The sequence below is a fragment of the Ancylobacter tetraedralis genome (assembly GCF_014195655.1).
In the GTDB taxonomy this organism is placed as follows: domain Bacteria; phylum Pseudomonadota; class Alphaproteobacteria; order Rhizobiales; family Xanthobacteraceae; genus Ancylobacter; species Ancylobacter tetraedralis.
Window position 1 is genome coordinate 468,939 of sequence record NZ_JACICD010000004.1, and the last position, 23,670, is coordinate 492,608.

Here is a 23,670-nt window from a genome sequence, read left to right on the forward strand (position 1 = left end):
CTGTGCAACGCGTCCTTGGGCGGACCCGGATTGAACTTTCTGGGCGAGGGCTACCCCGCAATTGGGGGCTTCCCTTAAACCAGATTCCCTCGCGGGGGAAGGGCACCCGTCACGAGCGCCCGCCCCGCAGGCGAGAGACGGCGCTCAGGCCGCCTTCCTGGTCTTCTCGATCAACTCGATGAAGCGGTCGAAGAGATAGTGGCTGTCCTGCGGGCCGGGGCTGGCTTCCGGGTGATACTGCACCGAGAAGACCGGCTTGTCGGTCAGCTGGATACCGGCATTGGAGCCGTCGAACAGCGAGACATGCGTCTCCTGCGCGGTGGCCGGCAGGCTGTCGCGATCGACCGCGAAGCCGTGATTCATCGAGGTGATCTCGACCTTGCCGGTGGTGACGTCCTTCACCGGATGGTTCGCGCCGTGATGGCCCTGGTGCATCTTCATCGTGCGCCCGCCGACCGCGAGGCCGATCATCTGGTGGCCGAGGCAGATGCCGAAGGTAGGCACGCCGGCCTCGATGATCTCGCGGATCACCGGCACGGCATATTCGCCGGTCGCCGCCGGGTCGCCCGGGCCGTTGGAGAGGAACACACCGTCCGGCTGCAGCGCGAGGATCTCCTCGGCCGAGGTGGTGGCGGGCACCACCGTGACCTTGCAACCCGCCCGCGCGAGCAGGCGCAGGATGTTGCGCTTGATGCCGTAATCCACCGCCACGACATGGTGCGCGGGCGCGGTCTGCTGGCCGTAGCCTTCCGGCCACTGCCACGGCGTCTCGTCCCAGCTGAAGCGCTGGGCGGAGGTGACCATGGGCACCAGGTCCATGCCGACAAGGCCGGGCCAGCCCGCGGCTTCCTGCTTCAGGGCGGGAAGGTCGAAATTGCCGTCCGGCGCATGGGCGATCACCGCGTTGGGCATGCCGCCGTCGCGGATCCGCGCGGTAAGGGCGCGGGTGTCGATGCCCGAGATGGCGATGATGCCGCGCGCCTTCAGCCAGAGGTCGAAATGGCGGGTGGCGCGGTAGTTCGATGGGTCGGTGATGGGCGAGTGCAGCACCACGCCGCGCACGCCGGAGGCGCCGGCCATCGAGATGGTCTCGATGTCTTCCTCATTGGTACCGACATTGCCGATATGGGGGAAGGTGAAGGTGATGATCTGCCCGGCATAGGACGGATCGGTCAGCACTTCCTGATAACCGGTCATGGCCGTGTTGAAGCAGACTTCGCCCACCGCCTGGCCGGTCGCCCCGAGGCCGAAGCCTTCGAGCACGGTGCCGTCGGCGAGCACGAGGAGGGCGGTCGGACGGGGCTCGGCCCACACGTCGTCTCCCGAGAGCTGTTCAGCGCTACCGCTCATCTGATCTTGTTCCCTGTCGTTGTGTGCCCTAATTAGTCCGTTGCCGCGCCGGATGCCAGCCTCCTTGCTGCGCATCTGGTCCTCGATGAGCGGATGGCTGTGTCGCCGGGCGGGTCACCCGCGGCTGGCGCCGGCTGGCGCAACGGGGAACGGCGACCCACCCGGGGGGGCGGGGCGGATCATCCATCGTCTCGCGACGTGCGTTGCAGCGCGGAATGCAGGTTCCGCCGCGCGCCATCGTGATTTTGCAGGAAGGCTCAACGAACGTGCTGCGCGACGCTATCAATACCGCCCTCAAAGAATCCCTCAAGGCGCAGGACAAGCGGCGCCTCGGCACGCTGCGTCTGGTCAACGCCGCGATCAAGGATCGCGACATCGAGGCGCGCGGCCACGGCAAGGACCCGCTGTCCGATGACGAGCTGCTCGGCCTGCTGGCCAAGATGATCAAGCAGCGCGAGGAATCGGCCAAGGTGTACGAGGAGGCCGGCCGGGCCGATCTCGCCACCCAGGAGCGCGAGGAAATCGTCGTCATCCAGCACTTCCTGCCCACGCAGATGACCGAGGCGGAGGCGCAGGCCGCCATCGCCGCCGTGATCGACGAGATCGAGGCGCATGGGCTGAAGGACATGGGTCGCACCATGGCCGCGCTGAAGGAGCGCTATACCGGCGTGATGGATTTCGGCAAGGCGAGCGGCACGGTCAAGACATTGCTGACGGCCGGCTGAAGCACTTCGCGCCATGGCTACCCCCTTTCATCCCGGCGGCGGACGCGCCACGCTGACACTGGCTGGCGTGTGGCGCGGCGCGCGGGCGATGCTGCCGGTTCTCATTCCGGTCTTCGTGTTCGGCGCCGCCTTCGGCATTGCCGCGCGCGGGGCCGGGCTGGAGGGATGGGCGGCCTCGCTGATGAGCGCGCTCGTCTTCGCGGGCGCCTCGCAATTCGCGGCGCTGGACCTGTGGCATGCGCCGGTGCCGTGGGTGCCGCTGCTTCTCGCCACCTTCGCCATCAATGCGCGGCACCTCCTGCTCGGGGCGTCGCTGCGCATGCTGACGCATGGACTATCCGCCTGGAAGCGCTACGCGGCGATGATCGTGCTCAGCGATCTCAACTGGGCCGCGCTGATCGCCGCCGAGGCGCGCGGCGAGCGCGATCTCGGCTATATGGTCGGCGGCGGGCTGGCCATGTGGGTCGTGTGGCTGGTGGCGACCGTGATCGGCGCGGAGGCGGGCGACGTCACGCTGACCGACCTGCAGCGCTATGGCCTCGATCTGGTTCTGGTCGTGTTCTTCACCACCACCCTGGTGGGACTGTACCGCAAGCGGATCGACGATCTGCCGTGGCTGGTGGCGGGGCTCGCCGCGCTGGCCGCGGTGTGGTGGCTGCCGACCAACTGGCATGTGCTGGTTGGCGGTCTCGCCGGCGGTCTGGCCGGCCTTGTCCAGCATGGGCGGCGGACGTGAACACGAGCGATACCCTGCTGGTCATCTTCGCGATGGCGCTCGTCACCTATGCGACCCGTGCCGGGGGCCTCTGGGTCGTGGGCTTCATGCCGATGTCGCCCCGGCTCGAGGCGTTCCTGCGCTATCTCGCCGGTTCGGTTCTGGTGGCGCTGGTGGTGCCGGCGACGGTGCGGGGCGAGGGCGCTGCTTTCGTCGCGGTCGGCGCCACGCTCGTGTCGGTGGTGCTGCTGCGCCGCGCGCTTCTCGCCATGGCGATCGGCGTGCTCGCGGCGGCGCTCTATCGTCGCTATACTGGCATGTGAACAACGGGGATAAGCGACGCTCCGGCTCGGGGCTATGCTTGGGACGTGAGACGTTCGATTTCCCCGTGGAAGGCTCCCGAATCATCATGCGCTTCCCGCCCTCGTTCCTCGACGAGATCCGTGCCCGCCTCCCCGTGTCGGAGGTGGTGGGCAAGCGTGTGCAGCTGAAGAAGCAGGGGCGCGAATGGCGCGGCCTCTCGCCCTTCAATCCCGAGAAGACGCCCTCCTTCTATGTCAACGACCAGAAGGGCTTCTATCACTGCTTCTCCTCCGGCAAGCACGGCGACCAGTTCGATTTCCTGATGGAGGCGGAGGGCCTGCCCTTCCCCGAGGCGGTGGAGCGGCTGGCCTCGATGGCCGGCCTGCCCATGCCGGTGCAGTCGCGCGAGGAGGAGGTGCGCGAGAGCCGGCGCAAGTCGCTCTACGAGGTGATGGACCTGGCGACGAAATATTTCGAGGCGATGCTGCAGAGCCGTGGCGGCGCCAAGGGGCGCGGCTACCTGGCCGACCGGGGCCTCGGCGCGGCGACGCAGCAGCGTTTCCGGCTGGGCTACGCGCTGCCGGAGCGCTTCGCGCTGAAGGAGGCGCTCGGCGCGCGCGGCGTCTCGATCGAGGACATGGTGGAGACCGGCCTGCTGGTCTCGGCCGAGGACATATCCATCCCCTATGACCGTTTCCGCGACCGCGTGATGTTTCCCATCACCGACCTGCGCGGGCGCGTGGTGGCGTTTGGCGGGCGGGCGCTGGAAAAGGACGTCTCGGCCAAATACCTCAACTCGCCGGAGACCTCACTCTTTCACAAGGGTTCGCTGCTCTATAACGGCTTCAACGCCCGCGCGAGCGCCCACAAGGGCGCGCCGGTCATCGCGGTCGAAGGCTATGTCGACGTCATCGCGCTGGTCGAGGCGGGATTTCCCGGCGCGGTGGCCCCGCTCGGCACCGCGCTCACCGAGGAGCAGCTGGCGCTCCTGTGGAAGATGGCGCCCGAGCCGCTGCTGCTGTTCGACGGCGACAAGGCGGGACGGCGCGCCGCCTGGCGCGCGCTCGATCTCGCCCTGCCGCATCTCAAGCCCGGCGTGAGCCTTTCCTTCGGCATGCTGCCCGAGGGACAGGACCCGGACGACCTGGTGCGCGCCGGCGGGCGCGAGGCGGTGGAATCCGTGCTGGCGCAGGCGCAGCCGCTGGCCGACGTGCTGTGGGCGCGCGAGCTGGAGAGCGCCAGCGTCGACACCCCCGAGCGCCGCGCGGCGCTGGAGGCCCGCATCGGCGAGATCGTGCGGGTGATCGGTGACGAGACGGTGCGCAAGCATTATCGGGTGGAACTGATGGAGCGCTTCCGCCGGCTGTTCATCTCCGCCCCGCAGCAGGGCGTGCAGTCGCGTCGCGATTCGGGGGGCGGCAATGGGCGCTTCGACTCGCGCGGTGGCCGGCGGCAGCCCTTCGGTCGCGGCTCGGGTCGTCCGGCGCCGGGCGCGGCGGGGGAGGGCATGCGTCGCTCGGCGCTTGTGCGCGGCGCGGCGGCGGAACTGCCGCGCAACGAGGCGCTGCTGCTTTTCGCGGTGATGAACCATCCCTGGCTGCTCGACCAGTTCGCCGAGGAGCTGGCCGACATGCCGTTGCAGAACCGGGAGGCCGCGCAACTGCGCCGGGCGCTGCTCGACATCCACATGGAAGGCGAGGGCGAGGATGCGCAGGCGCTGGTTGCCCGGCTGGAGACGGCGGGCTTGGGCGCGCTGGCGGCGCGGCTGCGGCAATTGGCGGTGGCCCGGCATGACTGGCCGGCCTTCGCCGACGCGGCGCGCGCGGATGTCGAACTTTGGTGGGGCCAGCGGCTGGTCTTGCACCGGCGCACGCACGCCCTATCTAAGGACTTGAAGGAAGCGGAAAAACGCCTCGCGGAGGAGCCCACGGATATGAATTGGGCACGCTTTCTCGATATACAAAGACAGTTGGCGGCACTTGACGGAACCGAAGCTTTGGTAGAGGGGTTCGGCGCCGCGTCTGGCCGCCCGGCGCGGTCGATGTAGGTGGATCCATGGGTCGCCCGCCCGCGTGCGCTGCAAACGCCGTGGAGCGTGTGGCCCCGTTTGCGTCGCATTCGCCCTCGCGGATGCGGTTTGGGATTGCGTCGCATTCGCTTGCGCGGGTGCGGGTCGGGGTCGAGGGTCGGAGAAGCGGCGTGCCGGGTCGTCCGGTCGTCGTGGGACGCCGGAGCGGTTTTGCGTTCGGCGGATGAGGAGCACACGCATGGCGAAGCAGGCAGCGGACGCGACGGAAGCCCCCGAGAAGGATGGCGACACCCCGGATAGCCCGTTGCTGGACCTTTCGGATGCCGCCGTCCGGAAGATGATCAAGCTCGCCAAGAAGCGTGGCTATGTCACTTATGACGAGCTGAACGAGGTTCTGCCATCCGAGCAGAACACCTCGGACCAGATCGAGGACATCTACGCGATGCTCAACGAGATGGGCATCAACGTGGTCGAGGCGGAAGAGGCCGAGGCGGAAGCCGAGGGCGAGGAGCAGGCCGAGGCGGCGGACGACGAGGAAGAGTCCGGCGGCGAGATTGCCGAATCGGCGCCCCGCGCGGTCATCCGCTCGGAGACCAAGTCCGAGCCGGGCGAGCGCACGGACGATCCGGTGCGCATGTATCTGCGCGAGATGGGCTCGGTCGAATTGCTGTCGCGCGAGGGCGAAATCGCCATCGCCAAGCGCATCGAGGCCGGCCGCGAGGCGATGATCGCCGGCCTGTGCGAGAGTCCGCTGACCTTCCAGGCCATCATCATCTGGCGCGACGAACTCGTCGACGGCAAGGTGCTGCTGCGCGACATCATCGACCTCGAGGCGACCTATGCCGGTCCCGAGGCGAAGAATGGCCCCATCGTCGAGGGCGGCTCGCTGGCGCCGGAAGGCGACGAGGAGCGCGAGCAGACCATTGGCGAGAGCATCGCCGCCGACGACGACGAGGACATGGAGAATTCCCTGTCGCTCGCCGCGATGGAGGCGGAGATCAAGCCGAAGGTGCTGGAGACCTTCGACAACATCGCCGACGCCTACAAGAAGCTGCGCCGCCTGCAGGACCAGAACGTCGAGTCCAAGCTCAAGAACGAGAGCCTGTCGCCCTCGCAGGACCGCAAGTACAAGAAGCTCAAGGACGACCTGATCCTCGACGTGAAGTCGCTGTCGCTCAACCAGGCGCGCATCGACAACCTCGTCGAGCAGCTCTACGACATCAACAAGCGCCTCGTCTCGCTGGAGGGCCGCCTGATGCGCCTCGGCGAGAGCTTCGGCGTGTCGCGCGAGGACTTCCTCAAGCAGTACCAGGGCTCCGAGCTCGATCCCAAGTGGATCGCCCGCGTGAAAAACCTGACCTCGCGCGGCTGGAAGGGCTTCGTCGGCCAGGAGCTGGAGGCGATCAAGGACCTGCGTTCCGAGATCCACGCCCTCGCCACCGAGACCGGGCTCGAGATCCAGGAATTCCGCAAGATCGTCCAGATGGTGCAGAAGGGCGAGCGCGAGGCACGCCAGGCGAAGAAGGAAATGGTGGAGGCCAACCTGCGCCTCGTCATCTCCATCGCCAAGAAATACACCAATCGCGGCCTGCAGTTCCTCGATCTCATCCAGGAAGGCAATATCGGCCTGATGAAGGCGGTCGACAAGTTCGAGTACCGCCGCGGCTACAAGTTCTCGACCTATGCGACGTGGTGGATCCGGCAGGCCATCACCCGTTCGATCGCCGATCAGGCCCGCACCATCCGCATCCCGGTGCACATGATCGAGACGATCAACAAGATCGTGCGCACCTCGCGCCAGATGCTGCACGAGATCGGCCGCGAGCCGACCCCGGAAGAGCTGGCCGAGAAGCTCGGCATGCCGCTGGAGAAGGTGCGCAAGGTCCTGAAGATCGCCAAGGAGCCGATCTCGCTCGAGACCCCGATCGGCGACGAGGAAGATTCACATCTCGGCGACTTCATCGAGGACAAGAACGCCATCCTGCCGATCGACGCGGCGATCCAGTCGAACCTGCGCGAGACCACCACGCGCGTGCTCGCCTCGCTCACCCCGCGCGAGGAGCGCGTGCTGCGCATGCGCTTCGGCATCGGCATGAACACCGATCACACGCTGGAGGAAGTCGGCCAGCAGTTCTCGGTGACGCGCGAGCGTATCCGGCAGATCGAGGCGAAGGCGCTGCGCAAGCTCAAGCATCCCTCGCGCAGCCGCAAGCTGCGGTCCTTCCTCGACAATTGAGGATCGGGCGGTCATGGCGCGCAAGGTCATGGCGCGCAAGGCCATGACCGGCAAGGTGACGCCCGGCAAGGCTCCCACCCGCGGGGCCGCGACCGGGGGGCCGGCGCGGCCGTCTCAGCCGGATGATTCCGCGCGGCGCTTCTGGTTCGAGCATCTCGGCCAGCCGCTGGCGACCCGTCGCGTCTTCATCGTGCGGATGGCGTGGTCGGTCGTCGTCTGGCTCGCCATCATGCTGTTCGGCCTCGCCGTCGGCATCGCCGGCTACATGTATTTCGAAGGCATGAGCCTCATCGACGCCTATCTCAACGCCGCGATGATCCTGTCCGGCATGGGGCCGGTGGGCGAATTGCACAGCCGTGCCGGCAAGGCTTTCGCCGGCACCTACGCGATTTTTTCCGGCCTCGTCATCGTGCTGGCGACCGGCGTCGTGCTGGCGCCGATCATCCATCACGTGCTGCACGTCTTCCATGTCATGGACGATGACGGCAAGAGCTAGAGGGCGACCGATCAGGTGTCGCCACCTGATCGGATGACGCCTCAACGCGTGGGTGCGTGCACCAGCAGGCCGACGATCCGCCGCACCAGGGGCAGCACCAGGAGCAGGGTCGGGAAGGCCACCAGCCAGGACAATCCCCAGGCGGTGGGCCAGGTCGTGAGGAAATCCGGGCCGGGCCCGAGGCTGCGCAGCGTGGCGATGGCGGAGACGACGAAGGTCATCAGCACCGAGAGCACGAAGGGCAGCACGATGCCGGCATAGCGGGCCGGCAGCTTGAAGGACGCGCGGGAAGGCGAAGAAGGAGAGGGCATCGAAGGAGACGGCATGGGCCATCCTCGTTTGGATGGTCCCGGCAATCCGGATGGCAAGTGCATCCGCCGGCCGGAACCGGGTTGGATGCGTTGCCTGACGTCGGACGCTTACGGCCGGATGCGCGACGCGCACCGGCGCGGCATTCATAGCCGAGCCGCGTGTTCCGCGCCAGTCCTGTCTTGTCCTTTCCGGGTGGGCCGCCCCTGGGCCGCGCGCTAGCGTCGCGGTGTTCCCTCATGAGAGTGCCGGCCATGTCGCTCGAATTCCTGCTCGTCACCCTGCTTGTCGTTGCCTCGCCCGGCACCGGCGCGCTTTATACGCTGGCGGCGGGCCTCGGGCAGGGCCCACGGGCGAGCGTGCTCGCGGCCTTTGCCTGCACGCTGGGTATCGTGCCCCATCTCGCGGCGGCGCTGTGCGGCCTCGCGGCGCTGCTCCATGCGAGTGCCCTCGCCTATGAGAGCGTGAAATATGCGGGCGTCGCCTACCTCCTCTTCATGGCCTGGCAGACGCTGAAAGCGGACGGCCCGCTGAAGGTCGGCGCGGTGAGCCGCCGCCGGGCACCGCTGCGGGTGATCGGCGACGGCATCCTGCTCAACCTGTTGAACCCGAAGCTGTCGGTCTTCTTCGTGGCCTTCCTGCCGCAGTTCATCGCGGTGAATGAGGCGCACCCGCTCCAGCGCATGCTGGAACTGTCCGGCGTGTTCATGGCGATGACCTTCGTGGTCTTCGCGCTCTATGGCCTGTTCGCGGCGGCGGTGCGGGACCGGCTGATCGGGCGGCCAGCGGCGATGGCGTGGCTGCGGCGCAGCTTTGCGGTGGCCTTCGTCGCCCTCGGTGCCAAGCTCGCCCTCACCGAACGGTGACCCCGCGGGGCGTTCACTCGCCCGGCAGGGGGTGGTTGCGGCGGCGCACATCCCGCGTGGTGCAATCGACATAGGCCAGCGTGCCGGCGAAACCGCCGAAGGCGATGATCGTGAAGGCGAGAAAAAGCACGGATTCGATGGGCATGGCGTCCTCCTTGGCCTTTCTTGTGCGCCAAGCCTAGATCCGCTGGAGAAGCGCGCCTTGCGCCAGGTCAAACCGAGGCGGGGCAGCCGCGCGCCGGACATCAAGCCGGCGCGCGTTCAGGGGACCGACATCGCGTGGTCGACGAGCATGGCGATGCCGATCAGCACGAGGAAGCCGAGGAAGAGCAGGGCGAACAGCACCATCGATATCCGGCGCGCCAGTGCCGAGACATTGGTGAGGCCCACCGCGCCGGCCAGCAGCGAGATGACGAGGCAGATCACGGCATAGCGCAGCATGAATGGCTTCCGGTGGTGCGGGCGGGCGAGGGCGCCGGTGCCGGGTGGAGCGCCGACGGAGCCGATCCTAGGCTCCGTCCGAGCGTCCGTCCTGATCGCCGGGAAAGGGCGGCTCGCCGGGGCCACGCGGCCGGGCAGAGGCCTTGAAAAGGCGGGAGGAAAGCTTGACCGGCGGGGGCTGACGGGCGGCGTCCTCCGCCTCGCCATCGGGTGCGGGCACGGTGCCGGTGGGCACGCAGGCGGCACCTTCCTCCATGACCATGGCGGGCGGCTTGAGGGCGGGCCGCCGGTCCGTGAGGCACATGCGCCAGACGACGAACAGCAGCAGCAGTGCGTAGCACCCGGCCATGAAGAAGAAGAGCGCGCCGGGTCCGTAATGCTGCATGCCGAACGAGGCGGCGGCCGGGCCGACCACCGAGCCGATGCCATAGAGCAGCAGCAGGCCGGCGGCGGTTTCCACCGCATCGCTGGCCGGCGTCAGGTCATAAGCATGGGCGGCGGCCAGCGAATAGGCCGGCATGGCCAGAGCGCCGAACACCAGGCCGAGCACGCTGAGGCCGACGAGGCCGAATTGCAGCGCGCCCAGCGCGAGGCTGGCGAGCATCGCCCCCACCATCAGCGCGCCGAGGATGCGCCGGCGGTCCATGCGGTCCGAGAAGAAGCCGATCGGCCATTGCGCGATTGCGCCGGCCACCACGATGGCGCTCATGAAGGTGGCGGCGCCGTCCGAGGTCAGGCCGCTGCCGATGCCGAAAATGGGACCAAGGCTCCATAGCGAGCCGTTGGTGAGGCCGATCACGAAACAGCCGACCATCGCCACTGGCGCGGCGCGGAACAGCCGGGGCAGGCGGATGCGCGCGGTCTCGATCGGTGCCGGCTGCCCGCTGCTGGAGATCACCACCGGCAGCGTCGCCAGCGAGAACAGGATGGCGGCCAGCGCGAATAATTCGAAGCTGCGCACCGGATAGAGCGTGATCATCATCTGGCCGGCGGTGAGCGCGGCGTAGTCCACCATGACATAGGCGCTCATGACGAAGCCGCGCGTCTGATTGGTGGCGCGGTCGTTGAGCCAGCTCTCGATCACCAGGTAGAGCCCGGCGAAGCAGAAGCCGGTGATGGCACGCATCACGAACCAGAAATACGGCTCGACGAAAATCGGGTGCGCCAGCATGGTCGCCACCACGCCGGCGGTGAGGGCGGCGAAAGCGCGGATATGGCCCGAGCGCCGCACCAGATGCGGCACGGCGAGGCAGCCGGTGACGAAGCCGAGATAGTAGCTCGATCCCAAAATGCCGAGATTGATGGCGCTGAAGCCCTCGAACGCGCCGCGCAGCGGCAGCAGCGTGTTCTGCAGGCCGCTACCGGTGACGAGGAAGAAGACGCCGAGCAGCAGTGCGGCGACAGGGCCGAGAGTCTGGGCCATTATGGAACCAGCGGTGGACGGAGCGATGGTGGGATCCCGATTCGGGCGCCCGCCCGAATCATAGTTGTTCCGGTACCCGCGATCTTTGGCGATGTCGAGACGGGGTAGGGCATGAGCGATCTGCCGGTGAAGCTGAAGTCGGATTTTCTCAGCGCAGAGGTCGCGCCGCTGGGCGCGGAGCTGGTGCGTCTGGTCGATCGCGAGGGCCACGACCTCTTGTGGAACGGCGATCCCGCCTTCTGGAGCGGGCGCGCGCCGCTGCTGTTTCCCATTGTCGGCCGGCTGCCGGGCGACCAACTGGTGCACAAGGGCGTGGCCTATCCCATGGCGCAGCATGGCTTCGCGCGCCGGCGGGTCTTCACGCTGGAGGCGTCGAGCCCGTCCTCGGCGCGCTTCGTGCTGCTGCCGGACGAGGAGACGCGCAAGCAGTATCCGTTCGAGTTCGCTCTGGCCGTCACCTACACGCTCATCGATGCGACACTGACCATCGAGGCGGTGGTGAGCAATCCGGGCGCCGAGCCGCTCCCGGCGAGCTTCGGCTTTCATCCCGCGTTCCGCTGGCCGCTGCCCTATGAAGGCGCGCGGGCGGATCATCGGCTGGTATTCGAGAAGGCCGAGGTGGAGCCGGTTCACCGTCCCGAAGGCGGGCTGCTCTCGGCCGGTACCGAGCCGAACCCGGCGGTCGATGCGCTCATGACGCCGACCGACGAGATGTTCGCGCGCGACGCGCTGATCTTCCTCAATGCCCGCTCGCGCCATGTCCGCTTCGGTGTGCCGCGCCAGCCGGGACTGGAGGTCGCGTTTCCCGGCATGCCGCAGCTCGGCCTCTGGTCGAAGCCGGGCGCGCCGTTCCTGTGCATCGAACCGTGGTCCGGCTATGCTTCGCCGCCGGATGGGTCGGCCGAGTTCACGGACAAGCCGGGGCTCTCCCTCATCGCGCCGGGCACGAGCCGCAGCTTTGGCATGTCGGTTCGCTGGCTGCCGGATTCGGGCGACGAGATCGGGCCGGCGCCCGGGCGCTGACGCACGCCCGCGCTGGCGGGAGCCACAGCGCAAACGCGCGTGCCGGGGCGATCCTCATCCCGGCACGGTCACGCGGGGGTCTGCCGCGTGCGACGCGGGCCGGTCGTCGGCGGGCGCGCTCATGACCGCATCGCGCCCGGCGCGCTTGGCGGCGTAGAGCGCGCGGTCGGCCGCGACGATCAGCCGGTCCGTGTCGATGGCGTCGGCGGGCTGGGAGGCGATGCCGATCGACAGCGTCACCGTGCCGGCCGTCGGGTGGCTCATCCGCGCCTGCCGCACGCTGTGGCGGATGCGCTCGGCCAGCGGCAGCGCCTCCGCGCTTCCGCCGCCGCTGAGAATGAGCGCGAATTCCTCGCCGCCATAGCGGGCGACGACATCGTCGGCACGCAGCGGCACTTGCGAGAGGATGACGCCCAGCCGGCGCAGCACCTCGTCGCCGGCGCGGTGGCCGGCATGGTCGTTGAGGTCCTTGAAGCGGTCGATATCGATCATCAGCAGCGTCAGCGGCACGTTCAGGCGCTGGCAGCGCAGCCGGGCGCGCTCCAGTTCTTCGTCAAAGCAGCGCCGGTTGCCGAGACCGGTCAGCGCATCGCGGCGGCTGAGGCGGGTCAGGTCGCGGTTGAGGTTGCGCAGCGACAGTTCGTCCGCGGCGATGGAGGCCAGCTTCTCCAGCGCGGCAATGTCGAAGCCCTCGGGAATCCCCGGCTTTTCCCGCAGGATGCACAGGCTGCCAATGGGCAGGCTGTCCTGCACCAGCAGGGGAACGCCGGCATAGAAGCGCAGCGCGAGCTGCGGTGCCACGGGATGTCCGTCGAAGCGGGCGTCGCTGTGCAGGTCGCCGACGACGAGCGGACGTCCATCGGAGATGATCACCTGGCAGACGCTGCGCCGGCGCTCGACGGCGCTGCCGATGGCGCTGGATGTCACCGACTTCATCCACTGCATCTGCGCATCGACGAAGCTCAGGAACGCGACATCCGCGCAATAGAACCGCTGCGCCAGCCAGGTCAGCCGATCGAAGCGCTCCTCGCGCGGGGTATCCATGATATCGCAGGCGAAAAGAGCAGCGAGGCGCTCCGGCTCATTGGCCGGTAGCTCGGGGATCTGCCACATCCATGCCCTTTCCGCGCCGCGCCGACGTTCCGGTTGATTCAGCGGCCGGGTTCGGGCGCCTCCGCGAAATGATCGGCGATCTGCGAGAGGTCCGCAATGAACCGTTCGCACCAATTATGAATTGTATTCGTTTGAACTTTGATCATGTTGGCGCCCCAGCGCTCCCGGCGCTCCTCCCGCGACATGGTGAGCCCGGCATCGAAGGTTTCCGCCATGCCCTCGACGTCATAGGGGTTGACCAGCAGTGCGCCGGTCAGCTCATCCGCCGCCCCGGCGAAGCGGGAAAGGATGAGCACGCCGGGGTCATCGGGGTCCTGCGCGGCGACATATTCCTTCGCCACCAGATTCATGCCGTCACGCAGTGGCGTCACCAGGCCGAGTTTGGAAGCGCGGTAGATGGCGGCGAGCGTGGCGCGCGGGAAGGGGCGGTTGAGGTAGCGCAGCGGCACCCAGTCGAATTCGGCATATTCGCCGTTGATGGCCCCGCCCAGCTCCTCCAGCTCCCGCCGCAGCGCGCGATACTCGGCGACCTCGCCGCGCGACAGCGGGGCGATCTGCATCATGGTCACGCGGGAGCGGTGCTGGGGATAGTGGTTCAGCAGCTCCCCAAAGGCGGCGAACTTGTTGGGCAGCCCCTTGGAATAGTCCAGCCGGTCCACGCCGACCGCCAGCACACGGCCCGCGAGGCTCGATTGCAGGCGCTCCTCCTCCTCGCTGCCGACCGAGGCGGCGGCATCCTTCACGAAGGCGTCGGCATCGATGCCGATGGGATAGGCGGCGACGCGGAAACGCCGCTCGTTGAGCCCGACCACGCCGCCCGGCGCGATCCAGGCGCGCGCCTCGGTGGAGAGGTAGGTGAGCAGCGCACGCACGTCGTTCTCGGTCTGCAGGCCGACGAGGTCGTACTGCGCGAGATCGCGCACCAGCGCCGCGTGCGAGGGCAGGCTGAGGAAGACCTCGGGCGTCGGCCACGGGATATGGTGGAAATAGCCGATACGCCCCTCGAAGCCGAGCTTGCGCAGTTCCGCCGCCAGCAGGATGAAGTGATAGTCGTGCACCCACACGATATCGTCGGGCTTGAGCAGGGGCAGCAGCGCGCGGGCAAAATGCGCGTTCACCCGCCGGTAGCCTTCCCAGTCCGTGCGGCGGAAGGAGAGCGCGCCGAGCCGGTAATGGCAGAGCGGCCACAGCGTGCCATTGGCGTAGCCGGCATAATGGGCGCGCTGGTCTTCGGGATCGAGATCCTGCAGCGCGTACATGACCTTGCCGGAGCGCACGACCTTGGGTTCCGCCGGGGCGTTGGGCCGGGTTTCTCCGCTCCAGCCGAACCACAGCCCGCCGCGCTTGCCGAGGGCCTCGCGCAGCGCGACGGCGAGCCCCCCCGCCTTGGCCGCGCGCTCCTTGGGTGAGGCCACCCGGTTCGATACGATTACGAGCCTCGCCAGAACGCTTCCTCCCATGTCTTCGACAGGCGCATGGCCGTGTCGATCAGGCCGACCATCGAATAAGTCTGGGGAATGTTGCCCCAGAGTTCGAGGGTCTGGTTGTCGATGTCCTCCGACAGCAGCCCCGCCTCGTTGCGCCGGTCCAGCAGGCTGGCGAACATCTCGCGCGCCTCGTCGCGGCGCCCGATCATGTCCAGCGCGCACACGTACCAGAACGAGCAGATGGTGAAGGACGTCTCCGGCAGGCCGAAATCATCCTCGCCGGCATAGCGCATGAGGTAGCCGTTGCGCTTCAGGTCGCGCCCCACCCGTTCGACGGTGGCGATGAAGCGCGGATCGTCGGGCCGCACGAAGCCGAGATCGGCGAGCAGAAGCAGGCTGGCATCGATCTGCCCATCCTCCTCCGCATCCACGAAACTGTTCATCTCCTCGTTCCACGCGAAGGAGAGGATGCGGGTGCGGATCGTGGCCGCCTGCTCCTTCCAGTAGGTCGCGCGTTCCGGCAGTTCCAGCACGCGGGCGATTCTGGCGAGCCGCGAGCAGGCGGCCCAGCTCATCACCGCCGAGAAGGTGTGCACCCGGCGCTTGCCGCGCAGTTCCCACAGGCCGGCATCCGGCTCGAAGGCGAATTCCGCCGCCTTGGCGCCGACGCCTTCGAGCAACTCGAACAGCGCCCGGTCGCCCCGGTTCGGCAGGCGCTGGTCGAAGAACATCTGCGCCGCCGCCAGCACGACATGGCCATAGCCGTCATTCTGCACCTGCTCGGCCGCCTGGTTGCCCACGCGCACCGGCCCCATGCCGTGAAAGCCGGCCAGCGCCGGGGCGAAACGCTCCTCCAGCGGCGTGCCGGGCACGATGGAATAGACCGGCGCCAGCCGCCCGGAGGGATCGGAGGCGATCACCGTGGTGAGATAGCGGATGAAGTCTTCCATCGTCCGGGTGGCGCCCAGCTGGTTCAGCGCGCGCACGGTGAAATAGCTGTCGCGCAGCCAGCAGTGCCGGTAGTCCCAGTTGCGGATGGAATGCGGCGCTTCGGGGATCGAGGTGGTGAGCGCGGCGACGATGCCGCCGGTCTCCTCGAAGGCGCAGAGCTTCAGCGAGATGGCGGCGCGGATCACCGCATCCTGCCACTCGAAGGGAATCGAGAGGTAGCGCACCCATTCCCACCAGTAGTCGCGCGTCTTCTCCTCGAAGGCGCGGGCAGTCTCGGCGAGGCTGGCGGCGAAGGGCTCGTCCGGACCGAGCACGATCGTCGCCGTCTTGTCGAGGACGAAGGGGCGCTCCTCCATGACATAGACAATGGGCAGGTCGGTGGTGGCGCGCAGGGCGAAATCGTCGCCGGCAAAGCGCAGGTGGTTGCTGCCGCGCACCGGGGCAGGGTGCTGCTCACCCCACTTGAAGTGCGGGCGCAGCCGGATGCTGACGCGGCACGTGCCGGCTAGCGGCTCGATCCGCCGCACCAGCATGGCCGGCCGGTAGATGCGGTCATAGAGCTTGAAGCGCGGCGCGAAGTCGGTGATGCGCAGCCGGGCGCCGTCCGCATTTTCGAGGATCGTCTCGATGATGGCGGTGTTGGTCTGGTAGCGGCGCGTGGCTTTCACCTCACCGTCGAGCACGACGTCGAAGAAGCCGGCCTGCGGCTCCTCGCCGCCCAGCAGGGCGGAGAAGATCGGGTCGCCGTCGATGCGCGGCCAGCAGCACCAGTTGATCCGGCCGCGCGGATCGACCATCGCGGCGATGGTTCCATTGCCGATGGTGGCGAGATTGAGGTTGCTGCTCACGAGGCGAGGCGCTCCAGCATGGGAGGAATGTTGGCGAGCCAGCGACGCACCTCGGCCGGCGTATCGATGCGGAAATCGGCCTGTTCGGTCGCCCGCGGCCCGATGGCGACCGCCAGCCCGCCCATGGCGCGCACGGCGCGGAAGCCATCCTCGTCGGTCACGTCGTCGCCGACGAAGACCGGCTGTCGTCCGGCGAACAGGGCGCTGTTCATGAAGGTGTTGACCGCCGTGCCCTTGTGGTGGCCGCCCTGACGCACCTCGATCACGAACCGGCCCTTGAGGAACTCGACGCTGCCGTCCAGCCCGCGCCCGAGTTCGATGACCCGCGCCATGATGGCGTCGCCATGGTCGGACACCGCACGGAAATGGACCGCCAGCGACAGCGGCTTGTGCTCGATGAACACGCCCGGCCACGGCTCCATCTCACGCGCGAGGGCCTCTTCCAGCGGTTGCCGCCATTTCGGGATGGGAATGGGCACGGCCGGGGCATCGGGCGCGAGGCGGATTTCGGCGCCGTGCTGGCCGGAGGCGGACAGGCGCACGGGCGCGAAGCGCTGGTCCATCCAGTCGATGGTTCGCCCGGACACCAGCGCCACCGCGCCGTTCAAGACCTGCTGCAGCCGCGTGAGGAGATCCGGAAGGTCCGCGGGGATGGTGATTCCTTCCGGATGGTCCGCGTGCTCGATCAGGGTACCGTCAATATCGAGGAAGAGTGCCCAGTCGGCGCGTGGAAGAGGTTGCATGCCGTGTCCTGTTTCCGTCACGTCTCCCGCCGGTGCGGGTGTGGCGCTGAATACGGAGGAGGGCACCGGAAACACGACACCCGTCGTCCGCCCCGGATAACCCGCCAGCACCGCCGGCGTTCCATTACCGCGCGGCTTTTTCTCCCGGCTGCCGCGAGCGGGGGGGGCGTAACGGAGCGTGCGAGAGGTTTCTGGATGTCGTACCGCGTCACGCCCGCGCGCTCGCGGGCCCGCTCAACCCTTGCCGCTCGCGGGCGCGCGGTTTACATAGCGCGCAATCCTTTTCACCGGCATCGAGGGTTCGTCGGCACGGCCGCGAACGCCCGGACGACGCGCTCCTTCAGGATCTGGCACATGGCTTCCTATCAGTACGTCTACCACATGCACGGAATGTCCAAGGCCTATCCGGGTGGCAAGAAGGTGCTCGACAACGTGCACCTCTCCTTCTACCCGACGGCCAAGATCGGCATTCTCGGCCCCAACGGCTCGGGCAAGTCGACGCTGCTGAAGATCATGGCCGGCATCGACACGGATTATTCCGGCGAGGCCTGGGTGGCGGAAGGTGCGCGCGTCGGCTACCTGCCGCAGGAGCCGCTGCTCGACCCCACCCTCTCGGTGCGCGGGAACGTCATGCTCGGCGTCGCCAAGCAGCAGGCGATTCTCGAGCGCTACAACGAACTCGCCATGAACTATTCCGACGAGACCGCGGACGAGATGACCGCGCTCCAGGACGAGATCGAGGCGCAGGGCCTGTGGGACCTCGACAGCAAGATCGACCAGGCGATGGATGCGCTCGGCTGCCCCGAGGAGGGGTCGGATGTCGCCCGGCTCTCGGGCGGCGAGCGTCGCCGCGTCGCGCTGTGCCAGCTCCTCCTCTCGCAGCCGGAACTGCTGCTGCTCGACGAACCGACCAACCATCTCGATGCCGAGACCACCAACTGGCTCGAAGGCCATCTGCGCAATTATCCGGGCGCGATCCTGATCGTCACCCATGACCGCTACTTCCTCGACAACGTGACCGGCTGGATCCTCGAACTCGATCGCGGCCGCGGCATCCCCTATGAGGGCAACTATTCCTCCTGGCTGACGCAGAAGACCAAGCGCATGCAGCAGGAGAATCGCGAGGACGAGGCCCGCCAGCGCGCCCTTGCCTCCGAGCAGGAGTGGATGGCGGCCTCCCCCAAGGCCCGTCAGGCCAAGAACAAGGCGCGTATCCAGCGCTATGACGAACTGGTGAAGAAGGCCTCCGAGAAGGCGCCGACCACCGCGCAGATCGTCATTCCGGTGTCGGAGCGGCTCGGCAACAACGTCATCGCCTTTGATGGCCTGTCGAAGTCGTTCGGCGACAAGCTCTTGATCGACAACCTGTCTTTCAAGCTGCCGCCGGGCGGCATCGTCGGCGTCATCGGGCCGAACGGCGCGGGCAAGACCACGCTGTTCCGCATGATCAACGGGCTGGAGAAGCCCGATGCCGGCACCATCACCATCGGCGACAGCGTGCAGCTCGGCTATGTCGACCAGAACCGCGACGCGCTGGACGACAAGAAGACCGTGTGGGAGGAAATCTCCGGCGGCAACGAGATCCTCTATCTCGGCAAGCGCGAGATCAATTCGCGCGCCTATTGCGGCGCCTTCAACTTCAAGGGCGGCGACCAGCAGAAGAAGGTCGGCATGCTCTCGGGCGGCGAGCGCAACCGCGTGCATCTCGCCCGCATCCTGCAACAGGGCGCCAATGTCCTGCTGCTCGACGAACCCACCAACGATCTCGACGTCGAGACCCTGCGCGCGCTTGAGGAAGCGCTGGAAGACTTCGCGGGCTGCGCGGTCATCATCTCGCATGACCGCTTCTTCCTCGATCGCATCGCCACCCACATGCTGGCTTTCGAGGACAACAGTCATGTCGAGTGGTTCGAGGGCAATTTCCACGACTACGAGGAAGACAAGAAGCGCCGGCTCGGCGTCGACAGCATCATCCCGCACCGCATGAAGCACAAGAAGCTCACGCGCTGAGGGCAGGGGCAGGGGACAGGGGCAGGGGGCGTCATGCGCAGGACAGCGGAAGACTGGAATCCCGGCCTCTACCTGAAATTCGGTGACGAGCGCACCCGCGCGGCGCGCGACCTGCTGGCGCAGGTGCCGCTTGAGGCGGCGCGCCATGTCGTCGATATCGGCTGCGGGCCGGGCAATTCCACGCAGTTGCTGGCGGAGCGCTGGCCGGAGGCGGAGATTCTCGGCCTGGATTCCTCGCCCGCCATGGTGGCGCAGGCCTCGGAAAACCTGCCGGGCGCCCGCTTCGAGGTTGCCGATGTCGCCACCTGGAACCCGGCGCCGGGTACGGATCTCATCTTCGGCAATGCCGTGTTCCAGTGGGTGCCGGAGCATCCCGCCGTGCTGGCGCGCCTGCTCGGTGCGCTGCCCGAGGGCGGCGTACTCGCCGTGCAATTGCCGGACAATGTCACCGAACCCTCGCACGCGCTGATGGCGGAGACCGCCGCGCAGGGGCCGTGGGCGGCAAAGAATGCCAGCGTCGGCCGCGAGGTGCTGCCCTCCGTCGGCGCCTATTACGACCGGCTCAAGCCGCTCGCCCGCCGCGTCGACATCTGGCACATCTATTACAACCACGTGCTGGACGGGCCGGCGGCCATCACGGAGTGGTTCGCCTCGACGGGCCTGCGCCCCTATCTCGCCCCGCTGGACGCAGAGGAGCGCGCCGCCTTCCTCGCCGACTACACCGCCCGGCTCGCCCAGGCCTATCCCATGCGCGTCGACGGCAAGGTCCTGCTGCGCTTCCCGCGACTGTTCATCGTCGCGGTGCGGTAGAGCGTTTCGCGCGGTGTGGAAGCCGGTTCTCTTGGAGGCCGGTTCGCGTGGAAGCGGCGCGTCGAGACCCGATGGGCGCCGGACGGTCAACTCTTGCGCAGCGGAACCGGCTGCGGTTCACGGTGCGGCGCGTTTCGGCTATGTCGGACAGATGCGCTTCCGGTTTCCGTTTCTCGTCGCCTTGATCCCTCTCGCCCTGGCCCTGTTCGGTGCCGGTACGCCCGCCCGCGCCGATGCAGCCTTCGACCGCTGGCTGGCGGCGCAATGGCCGGCGGCGCAGGCCATGGGAATTTCCCGCGCCACGTTCGAGCGCGAGACGAAGGGGCTGGAGCCGGATTATTCGCTGCCCGAACTGGCCATTCCCGGCAAGCCGCAGAAGCCCGGCGTGCAGGCGGAGTTCGTGCAGACGCCGGCCGCCTATCTCTCCGACAAGGCGATCGGCACCTATGCCGCGCGCGGGCGCACGCTGGCCGGGCAGTATCGCGGGGAGCTTGCCGCCATCGAGCGGCAGTTCGGCGTGCCGCCCTCCATCCTGCTCGCCATCTGGGCGCGCGAGACCTCCTTTGGCGGCGCCAAGCTGAATTATGACGCGCTGCGCGTGCTGGCGACGCAGGCCTATGTCGGCCGCCGCAAGGAGACGTTCGAGGCCGAATTCCTCGCCGCGCTGAAGATCCTCGACGAGGGCCATGTCACACGCGCGCAGATGAAGAGCTCCTGGGCCGGCGCGCTCGGCCTCACCCAGTTCATGCCCACCGGCTATCTGAAATATGGTGTCGATCTCGATGGCGACGGCACCGCCAATATCTGGACCTCGGTGCCGGAGGCGCTGGCCGCCACGGCCAGCCTGCTGCGCGAAGAAGGCTGGCAACCCGGCAAGCGCTGGGCCTATGAGATCACCGTGCCGGCCGGCTTCGACTGCACGCAGGCCGAGCCGGGAACGACGCTTCCCATCAGTGAGTGGCTGAAGCGCGGCGTGAGAATTGCCGATGGCCGCCGCCTGCCCCCGGCGGCGCTGAAGGATCCGGCTTCCATCATACTGCCGGCCGGCCCCTATGGCCCGGCCTTCCTGACGCCGGCCAACTACTTCGTGCTGAAGGACTATAACTTCGCCGATCTCTACGTGCTCTATGTTGGCCACCTCGCCGACCGCATCGAGGACGACCGCCCCTTCGCGAAGGGCTGGTCCGATATCGCGCTGGTGAAGACGCGCGACCTCGAATTCATGCAGCAGGTGCTCACCCGCAAGGGCTTCTATGCCGAGAAGATCGACGGCAAGGCCGGCATGAAGACGCGCGCCGCGCTCGGCGCCTACCAGAAGGCGAACGGCCTGCCGCTGGACTGCTGGCCGGACGCGCAGGTGCTGGAGCACATGAAGCGCGGCGGGTGAGGGGTGGAGCCTCCCCGCCTCGCTCTCACCGCGGCATGCGGCTGATCACGCGCAGGTCCTTGCCGGCGCCGAGGTCGCGGGCGGAGAGCCAGAACACCTCGCCCTCGCTGTCCTCGGTGTCGAGCCACAGGAAAGGCAGTTCGGGATATTCGAATTCCAGCAGGTCCTTGCCGGTGCCGATCTCGCAGATGATGCCGCCGCGCGCGGTCAATTGGGCGGGCGCCTGCGCCAGGATGCGCCGCACGAGGCTGAGCCCGTCCGGCCCGCCGTCGAAGGCCAGCGCCGGCTCGTGGCGGTATTCGGCCGGCAGGCGTGCCATGGCCTCGGCGTCGACATAGGGCGGGTTGGTGATGATGAGATCGTAGAGCCGGCCCTTGAGCGGATCGAACAGGTCGCCCTGAATCAGGTTCACCCGGTCGTCCAGATTGTGCTCGTGGACATTTTCCGCCGCCAGCGCGAGCGCGTCGGGCGAAATGTCGACCGCATCGACCTGCGCGTTGGGGAACATCATCGCCGCCAGCACAGCAAGGCAGCCCGAGCCGGTGCACAGGTCCAGCGCCCGGCCGACCGAGGCGGGATCCTCGATCAGCGAGAAGCCCTGACCGCTGAACAGGTCGCCGGCCATCAGCTCGCCGATGAAGGAGCGCGGCACGATGGCGCGCGAATCGCTGCGGAACGGCACGCCGCGAATATAGGTGCGGCCCAGCAGGTAGGCGGCCGGCTCGCGCGTGAGACAGCGCCGTTCGATCAGTTCGGCGAGGCGAACCCGCTCGCCGCTGGTCAGCCGGGCGTCGAGCCAGGGGGAGAGGTCGTCGACCGGCAGCTGCAGCGCCTCCAGCACGATGAAGGCGGCCTCGTCGAGCGCGCTGGTCGTGCCGTGGCCGAATTCGAGCTGCGCCGCGTTGAACCGGCTCACGGCGTAGCGCACGAAGTCCCGCACCGTCCTGAGTTCGTCAGCTGCCGACATGTCGTCCCTCCCTGCTGGTCCTGAGGGTCAGCACGCCGCGCGCGGGAAAGCAAGCGTCCGCCCGCGCTGCCGGGCGGGATGGCCGAGCGCGATGGCCGGCGGGACGGCCGGCGCTTGTAATCGGCGCGTCATGGATCGATAGGATGGAGGCGGCTCAACAGCGAGGATCAGGCATGGCCCAGCCGGCGAATGACGACGAAATCACCCTTGTCATCGACCGCTCCGTCGCGGTGGTGCTGTTCGAGTTTCTCTCGCGCACCGTGGACGACGCGGATGGCGAGGCGCTGACGGATTTCATCGAGGACGAGGCCGAGATTCCCGCTCTCTGGGCGCTGCTCGCCGGGCTGGAGAGCGTGCTCACCGAGCCGATGGCCGAGGATTACGAGCGTCGGGTGATTGCCGCCCGGGAGGCAGTGATGAAGCGCTTCGGCGGCGCCTTTTCCGACAAGGACGACTGAGGTCCGGGCGAGCGCCGTCTCAGTCCTCACGCCATGCGTTCGCGCCCGGCCCCGCATGGGCCGGTGCGGCGAGCCGCGGGATCACGGTGACGCTGGCGCCCGGCAGCAGGGTGGCGAGCTCGGTGGTGATGCGGTCCATGGCGGCCTGGATGTCGGCCATGGTCCGCTCCGGCAGGAAGCCGAGCTCGATCTCGACATAGGCCGTGTTGCCGGACAGGCGCGAGCGCACCGCGCCGAGGCTGTCATAGGCATCGAACTGGGCGATGAGCGCGCGGTTGATCTGCACCTGCTGGCGCTCTTCCAGCGCGCGGTCGAGCAGCGAGGGCAGGGCCTGCTTCCACATGGAAACCGCGAGTTGCACCATCACCACGGCCACGAAGACCGAGCCCGCAACTTCCGCGAACAGGCCGATGGGTGAGCCGGCGAACAGCGCGTTGGCCAGCAGCGCCAGAAGCACGATGCCGGACGAAATCAGCTTGGCCAGCCGGGTGCGCACCTGCCCGGTGATGATGACGGAGGAGCCGTCGCTTCCCGCCTTCCACAGCGCGCGCAGCACGAGCCCGTTCTGCACGAGGTTGACGAGGCTGAGGACCACCGCGGCGATCAGGCCGAGTTCCACCTGCTCGGGCGGATGCCACCAGCGGTAGCTCGCCGCCACCGCCACCGAGGCGCCGGCAAGCCCCATCGCCGTGCCGAGCCCGGCATTGGCAAACTGCTCCAGCTTGCCCGCGCCATAGTCGAAATCATGGAACGCGCCACGCTGGATGCGCCGCAGCAGCACGAGCAGCACGAGTTCCAGCGCCAGCAGGATGTAGCCGCGGATCACCTCCGCCATCATCATGAGCGAGTTCGCCCATAGCGCAGCGGCGAGGAAGAGCAGCCCGAGCGCGAAATCGGAGATCGCGCCCAGCAGCATCGAGCGCTCGCGCGCCTTTGAAGCCGGATCCAGCATCAGCCCACAGCCCATCGTTGAGAGAACCGGACTGTTGTGAACGCATTGGCCGGCGACGCGCAACATGACAAAGGGCGCAGCCTCGCTC

The 23,670-nt window shown here is 67.9% G+C and carries 23 protein-coding genes; 12 read left to right on the forward strand and 11 right to left on the reverse strand.

Annotated features, from left to right (window positions below; genetic code table 11):
- Positions 1-144: 144 nt before the first annotated feature.
- A complete protein-coding gene (carA, locus tag FHS55_RS13240; RefSeq protein WP_183190208.1) occupies positions 145-1,350 on the reverse strand; it encodes a glutamine-hydrolyzing carbamoyl-phosphate synthase small subunit in 1,206 nt (401 codons plus the stop codon).
- Between the two features lie 266 nt (positions 1,351-1,616).
- Here carA and FHS55_RS13245 point away from each other — a divergent pair, with 266 nt between their 5' ends.
- The 6 genes from FHS55_RS13245 to FHS55_RS13270 all read left to right on the forward strand — a co-directional run bounded on the left by FHS55_RS13245 (position 1,617) and on the right by FHS55_RS13270 (position 7,854).
- Positions 1,617-2,075, forward strand: a complete 459-nt coding sequence (locus FHS55_RS13245) for a GatB/YqeY domain-containing protein (RefSeq protein WP_183190209.1) — start codon at positions 1,617-1,619, stop codon at positions 2,073-2,075.
- Positions 2,076-2,088: 13 nt separating this feature from the next.
- Entirely contained in the window at positions 2,089-2,811 is a 723-nt protein-coding gene (locus FHS55_RS13250) for an AzlC family ABC transporter permease (protein WP_183190210.1), read from the forward strand.
- Positions 2,808-3,113 (forward strand): AzlD domain-containing protein, encoded by a 306-nt coding sequence (locus FHS55_RS13255; RefSeq protein WP_183190211.1) that lies wholly within the window; start codon positions 2,808-2,810, stop codon positions 3,111-3,113. Before FHS55_RS13250 ends, FHS55_RS13255 begins: the two co-directional genes overlap by 4 nt.
- A gap of 86 nt (positions 3,114-3,199) precedes the next feature.
- Positions 3,200-5,140 (forward strand): DNA primase, encoded by a 1,941-nt coding sequence (gene dnaG / locus FHS55_RS13260; RefSeq protein WP_183190313.1) that lies wholly within the window; start codon positions 3,200-3,202, stop codon positions 5,138-5,140.
- Between the two features lie 220 nt (positions 5,141-5,360).
- The gene (gene rpoD, locus FHS55_RS13265) at positions 5,361-7,358 is read left to right on the forward strand and encodes an RNA polymerase sigma factor RpoD (protein ID WP_183190212.1); all 1,998 of its coding nucleotides are present in this window, start codon (positions 5,361-5,363) and stop codon (positions 7,356-7,358) included.
- 13 nt (positions 7,359-7,371) lie between these two features.
- Positions 7,372-7,854, forward strand: coding sequence for a hypothetical protein (locus FHS55_RS13270; RefSeq protein WP_246340109.1), 483 nt, complete (start codon positions 7,372-7,374; stop codon positions 7,852-7,854).
- A gap of 41 nt (positions 7,855-7,895) precedes the next feature.
- Here FHS55_RS13270 and FHS55_RS13275 read toward each other — a convergent pair whose 3' ends face one another.
- Positions 7,896-8,180 (reverse strand): DUF2798 domain-containing protein, encoded by a 285-nt coding sequence (locus FHS55_RS13275; RefSeq protein WP_183190213.1) that lies wholly within the window; start codon positions 8,178-8,180, stop codon positions 7,896-7,898.
- A 237-nt stretch (positions 8,181-8,417) separates the two neighbouring features.
- Here FHS55_RS13275 and FHS55_RS13280 point away from each other — a divergent pair, with 237 nt between their 5' ends.
- Positions 8,418-9,029, forward strand: a complete 612-nt coding sequence (locus FHS55_RS13280) for a LysE family translocator (protein ID WP_183190214.1) — start codon at positions 8,418-8,420, stop codon at positions 9,027-9,029.
- 13 nt (positions 9,030-9,042) lie between these two features.
- Here FHS55_RS13280 and FHS55_RS23730 read toward each other — a convergent pair whose 3' ends face one another.
- From FHS55_RS23730 to FHS55_RS13290, 3 genes are all read right to left on the reverse strand, one after another.
- Positions 9,043-9,174 (reverse strand): hypothetical protein, encoded by a 132-nt coding sequence (locus FHS55_RS23730; protein WP_281379601.1) that lies wholly within the window; start codon positions 9,172-9,174, stop codon positions 9,043-9,045.
- 116 nt (positions 9,175-9,290) lie between these two features.
- Complete coding sequence (locus tag FHS55_RS13285; RefSeq protein ID WP_183190215.1) at positions 9,291-9,470, reverse strand: DUF1328 family protein; 180 nt, start codon at positions 9,468-9,470, stop codon at positions 9,291-9,293.
- A 67-nt stretch (positions 9,471-9,537) separates the two neighbouring features.
- A complete protein-coding gene (locus FHS55_RS13290; protein WP_246340111.1) occupies positions 9,538-10,893 on the reverse strand; it encodes an MFS transporter in 1,356 nt (451 codons plus the stop codon).
- Between the two features lie 111 nt (positions 10,894-11,004).
- Between FHS55_RS13290 and FHS55_RS13295 the strand changes: the two genes are divergently transcribed.
- A complete protein-coding gene (locus FHS55_RS13295; protein WP_183190216.1) occupies positions 11,005-11,916 on the forward strand; it encodes an aldose 1-epimerase family protein in 912 nt (303 codons plus the stop codon).
- A gap of 54 nt (positions 11,917-11,970) precedes the next feature.
- Here the strand turns inward: FHS55_RS13295 and FHS55_RS13300 are convergent, their stop codons facing one another.
- Genes FHS55_RS13300 through otsB form a run of 4 tightly spaced genes read right to left on the reverse strand, consistent with a single transcriptional unit; the run spans position 11,971 to position 16,998 of the window.
- Positions 11,971-13,029 carry a GGDEF domain-containing protein gene (locus FHS55_RS13300; protein ID WP_183190217.1) on the reverse strand — a complete coding sequence of 353 codons (1,059 nt, stop codon included), beginning with the start codon at positions 13,027-13,029 and terminating at the stop codon, positions 11,971-11,973.
- Positions 13,030-13,067: 38 nt separating this feature from the next.
- The gene (locus FHS55_RS13305; RefSeq protein ID WP_183190315.1) at positions 13,068-14,474 is read right to left on the reverse strand and encodes an alpha,alpha-trehalose-phosphate synthase (UDP-forming); all 1,407 of its coding nucleotides are present in this window, start codon (positions 14,472-14,474) and stop codon (positions 13,068-13,070) included.
- Complete coding sequence (locus tag FHS55_RS13310; protein WP_183190218.1) at positions 14,459-16,255, reverse strand: glycoside hydrolase family 15 protein; 1,797 nt, start codon at positions 16,253-16,255, stop codon at positions 14,459-14,461. The genes FHS55_RS13305 and FHS55_RS13310 overlap by 16 nt, the downstream gene beginning before the upstream one ends.
- Entirely contained in the window at positions 16,252-16,998 is a 747-nt protein-coding gene (gene otsB, locus FHS55_RS13315; protein WP_183190219.1) for a trehalose-phosphatase, read from the reverse strand. The genes FHS55_RS13310 and otsB overlap by 4 nt, the downstream gene beginning before the upstream one ends.
- 354 nt (positions 16,999-17,352) lie before the next feature.
- Here otsB and ettA point away from each other — a divergent pair, with 354 nt between their 5' ends.
- The 3 genes from ettA (at position 17,353) to FHS55_RS13330 (ending at position 21,205) form a co-directional block, all read left to right on the forward strand.
- Positions 17,353-19,008, forward strand: coding sequence for an energy-dependent translational throttle protein EttA (ettA, locus tag FHS55_RS13320; protein WP_183190220.1), 1,656 nt, complete (start codon positions 17,353-17,355; stop codon positions 19,006-19,008).
- Positions 19,009-19,041: 33 nt separating this feature from the next.
- Positions 19,042-19,818 (forward strand): trans-aconitate 2-methyltransferase, encoded by a 777-nt coding sequence (gene tam, locus FHS55_RS13325; RefSeq protein ID WP_183190221.1) that lies wholly within the window; start codon positions 19,042-19,044, stop codon positions 19,816-19,818.
- A gap of 151 nt (positions 19,819-19,969) precedes the next feature.
- A complete protein-coding gene (locus FHS55_RS13330; RefSeq protein WP_183190222.1) occupies positions 19,970-21,205 on the forward strand; it encodes a lytic murein transglycosylase in 1,236 nt (411 codons plus the stop codon).
- Between the two features lie 25 nt (positions 21,206-21,230).
- Here FHS55_RS13330 and prmB read toward each other — a convergent pair whose 3' ends face one another.
- Positions 21,231-22,172, reverse strand: coding sequence for a 50S ribosomal protein L3 N(5)-glutamine methyltransferase (prmB, locus tag FHS55_RS13335; RefSeq protein WP_183190223.1), 942 nt, complete (start codon positions 22,170-22,172; stop codon positions 21,231-21,233).
- Between the two features lie 173 nt (positions 22,173-22,345).
- On the opposite strand from prmB, the gene FHS55_RS13340 reads away from it, so the two are divergent.
- Positions 22,346-22,630, forward strand: coding sequence for a hypothetical protein (locus FHS55_RS13340; RefSeq protein ID WP_183190224.1), 285 nt, complete (start codon positions 22,346-22,348; stop codon positions 22,628-22,630).
- 19 nt (positions 22,631-22,649) lie between these two features.
- Here FHS55_RS13340 and FHS55_RS13345 read toward each other — a convergent pair whose 3' ends face one another.
- Entirely contained in the window at positions 22,650-23,582 is a 933-nt protein-coding gene (locus FHS55_RS13345; protein WP_183190225.1) for a cation efflux transmembrane domain-containing protein, read from the reverse strand.
- Between the last annotated feature and the right edge of the window lie 88 nt (positions 23,583-23,670).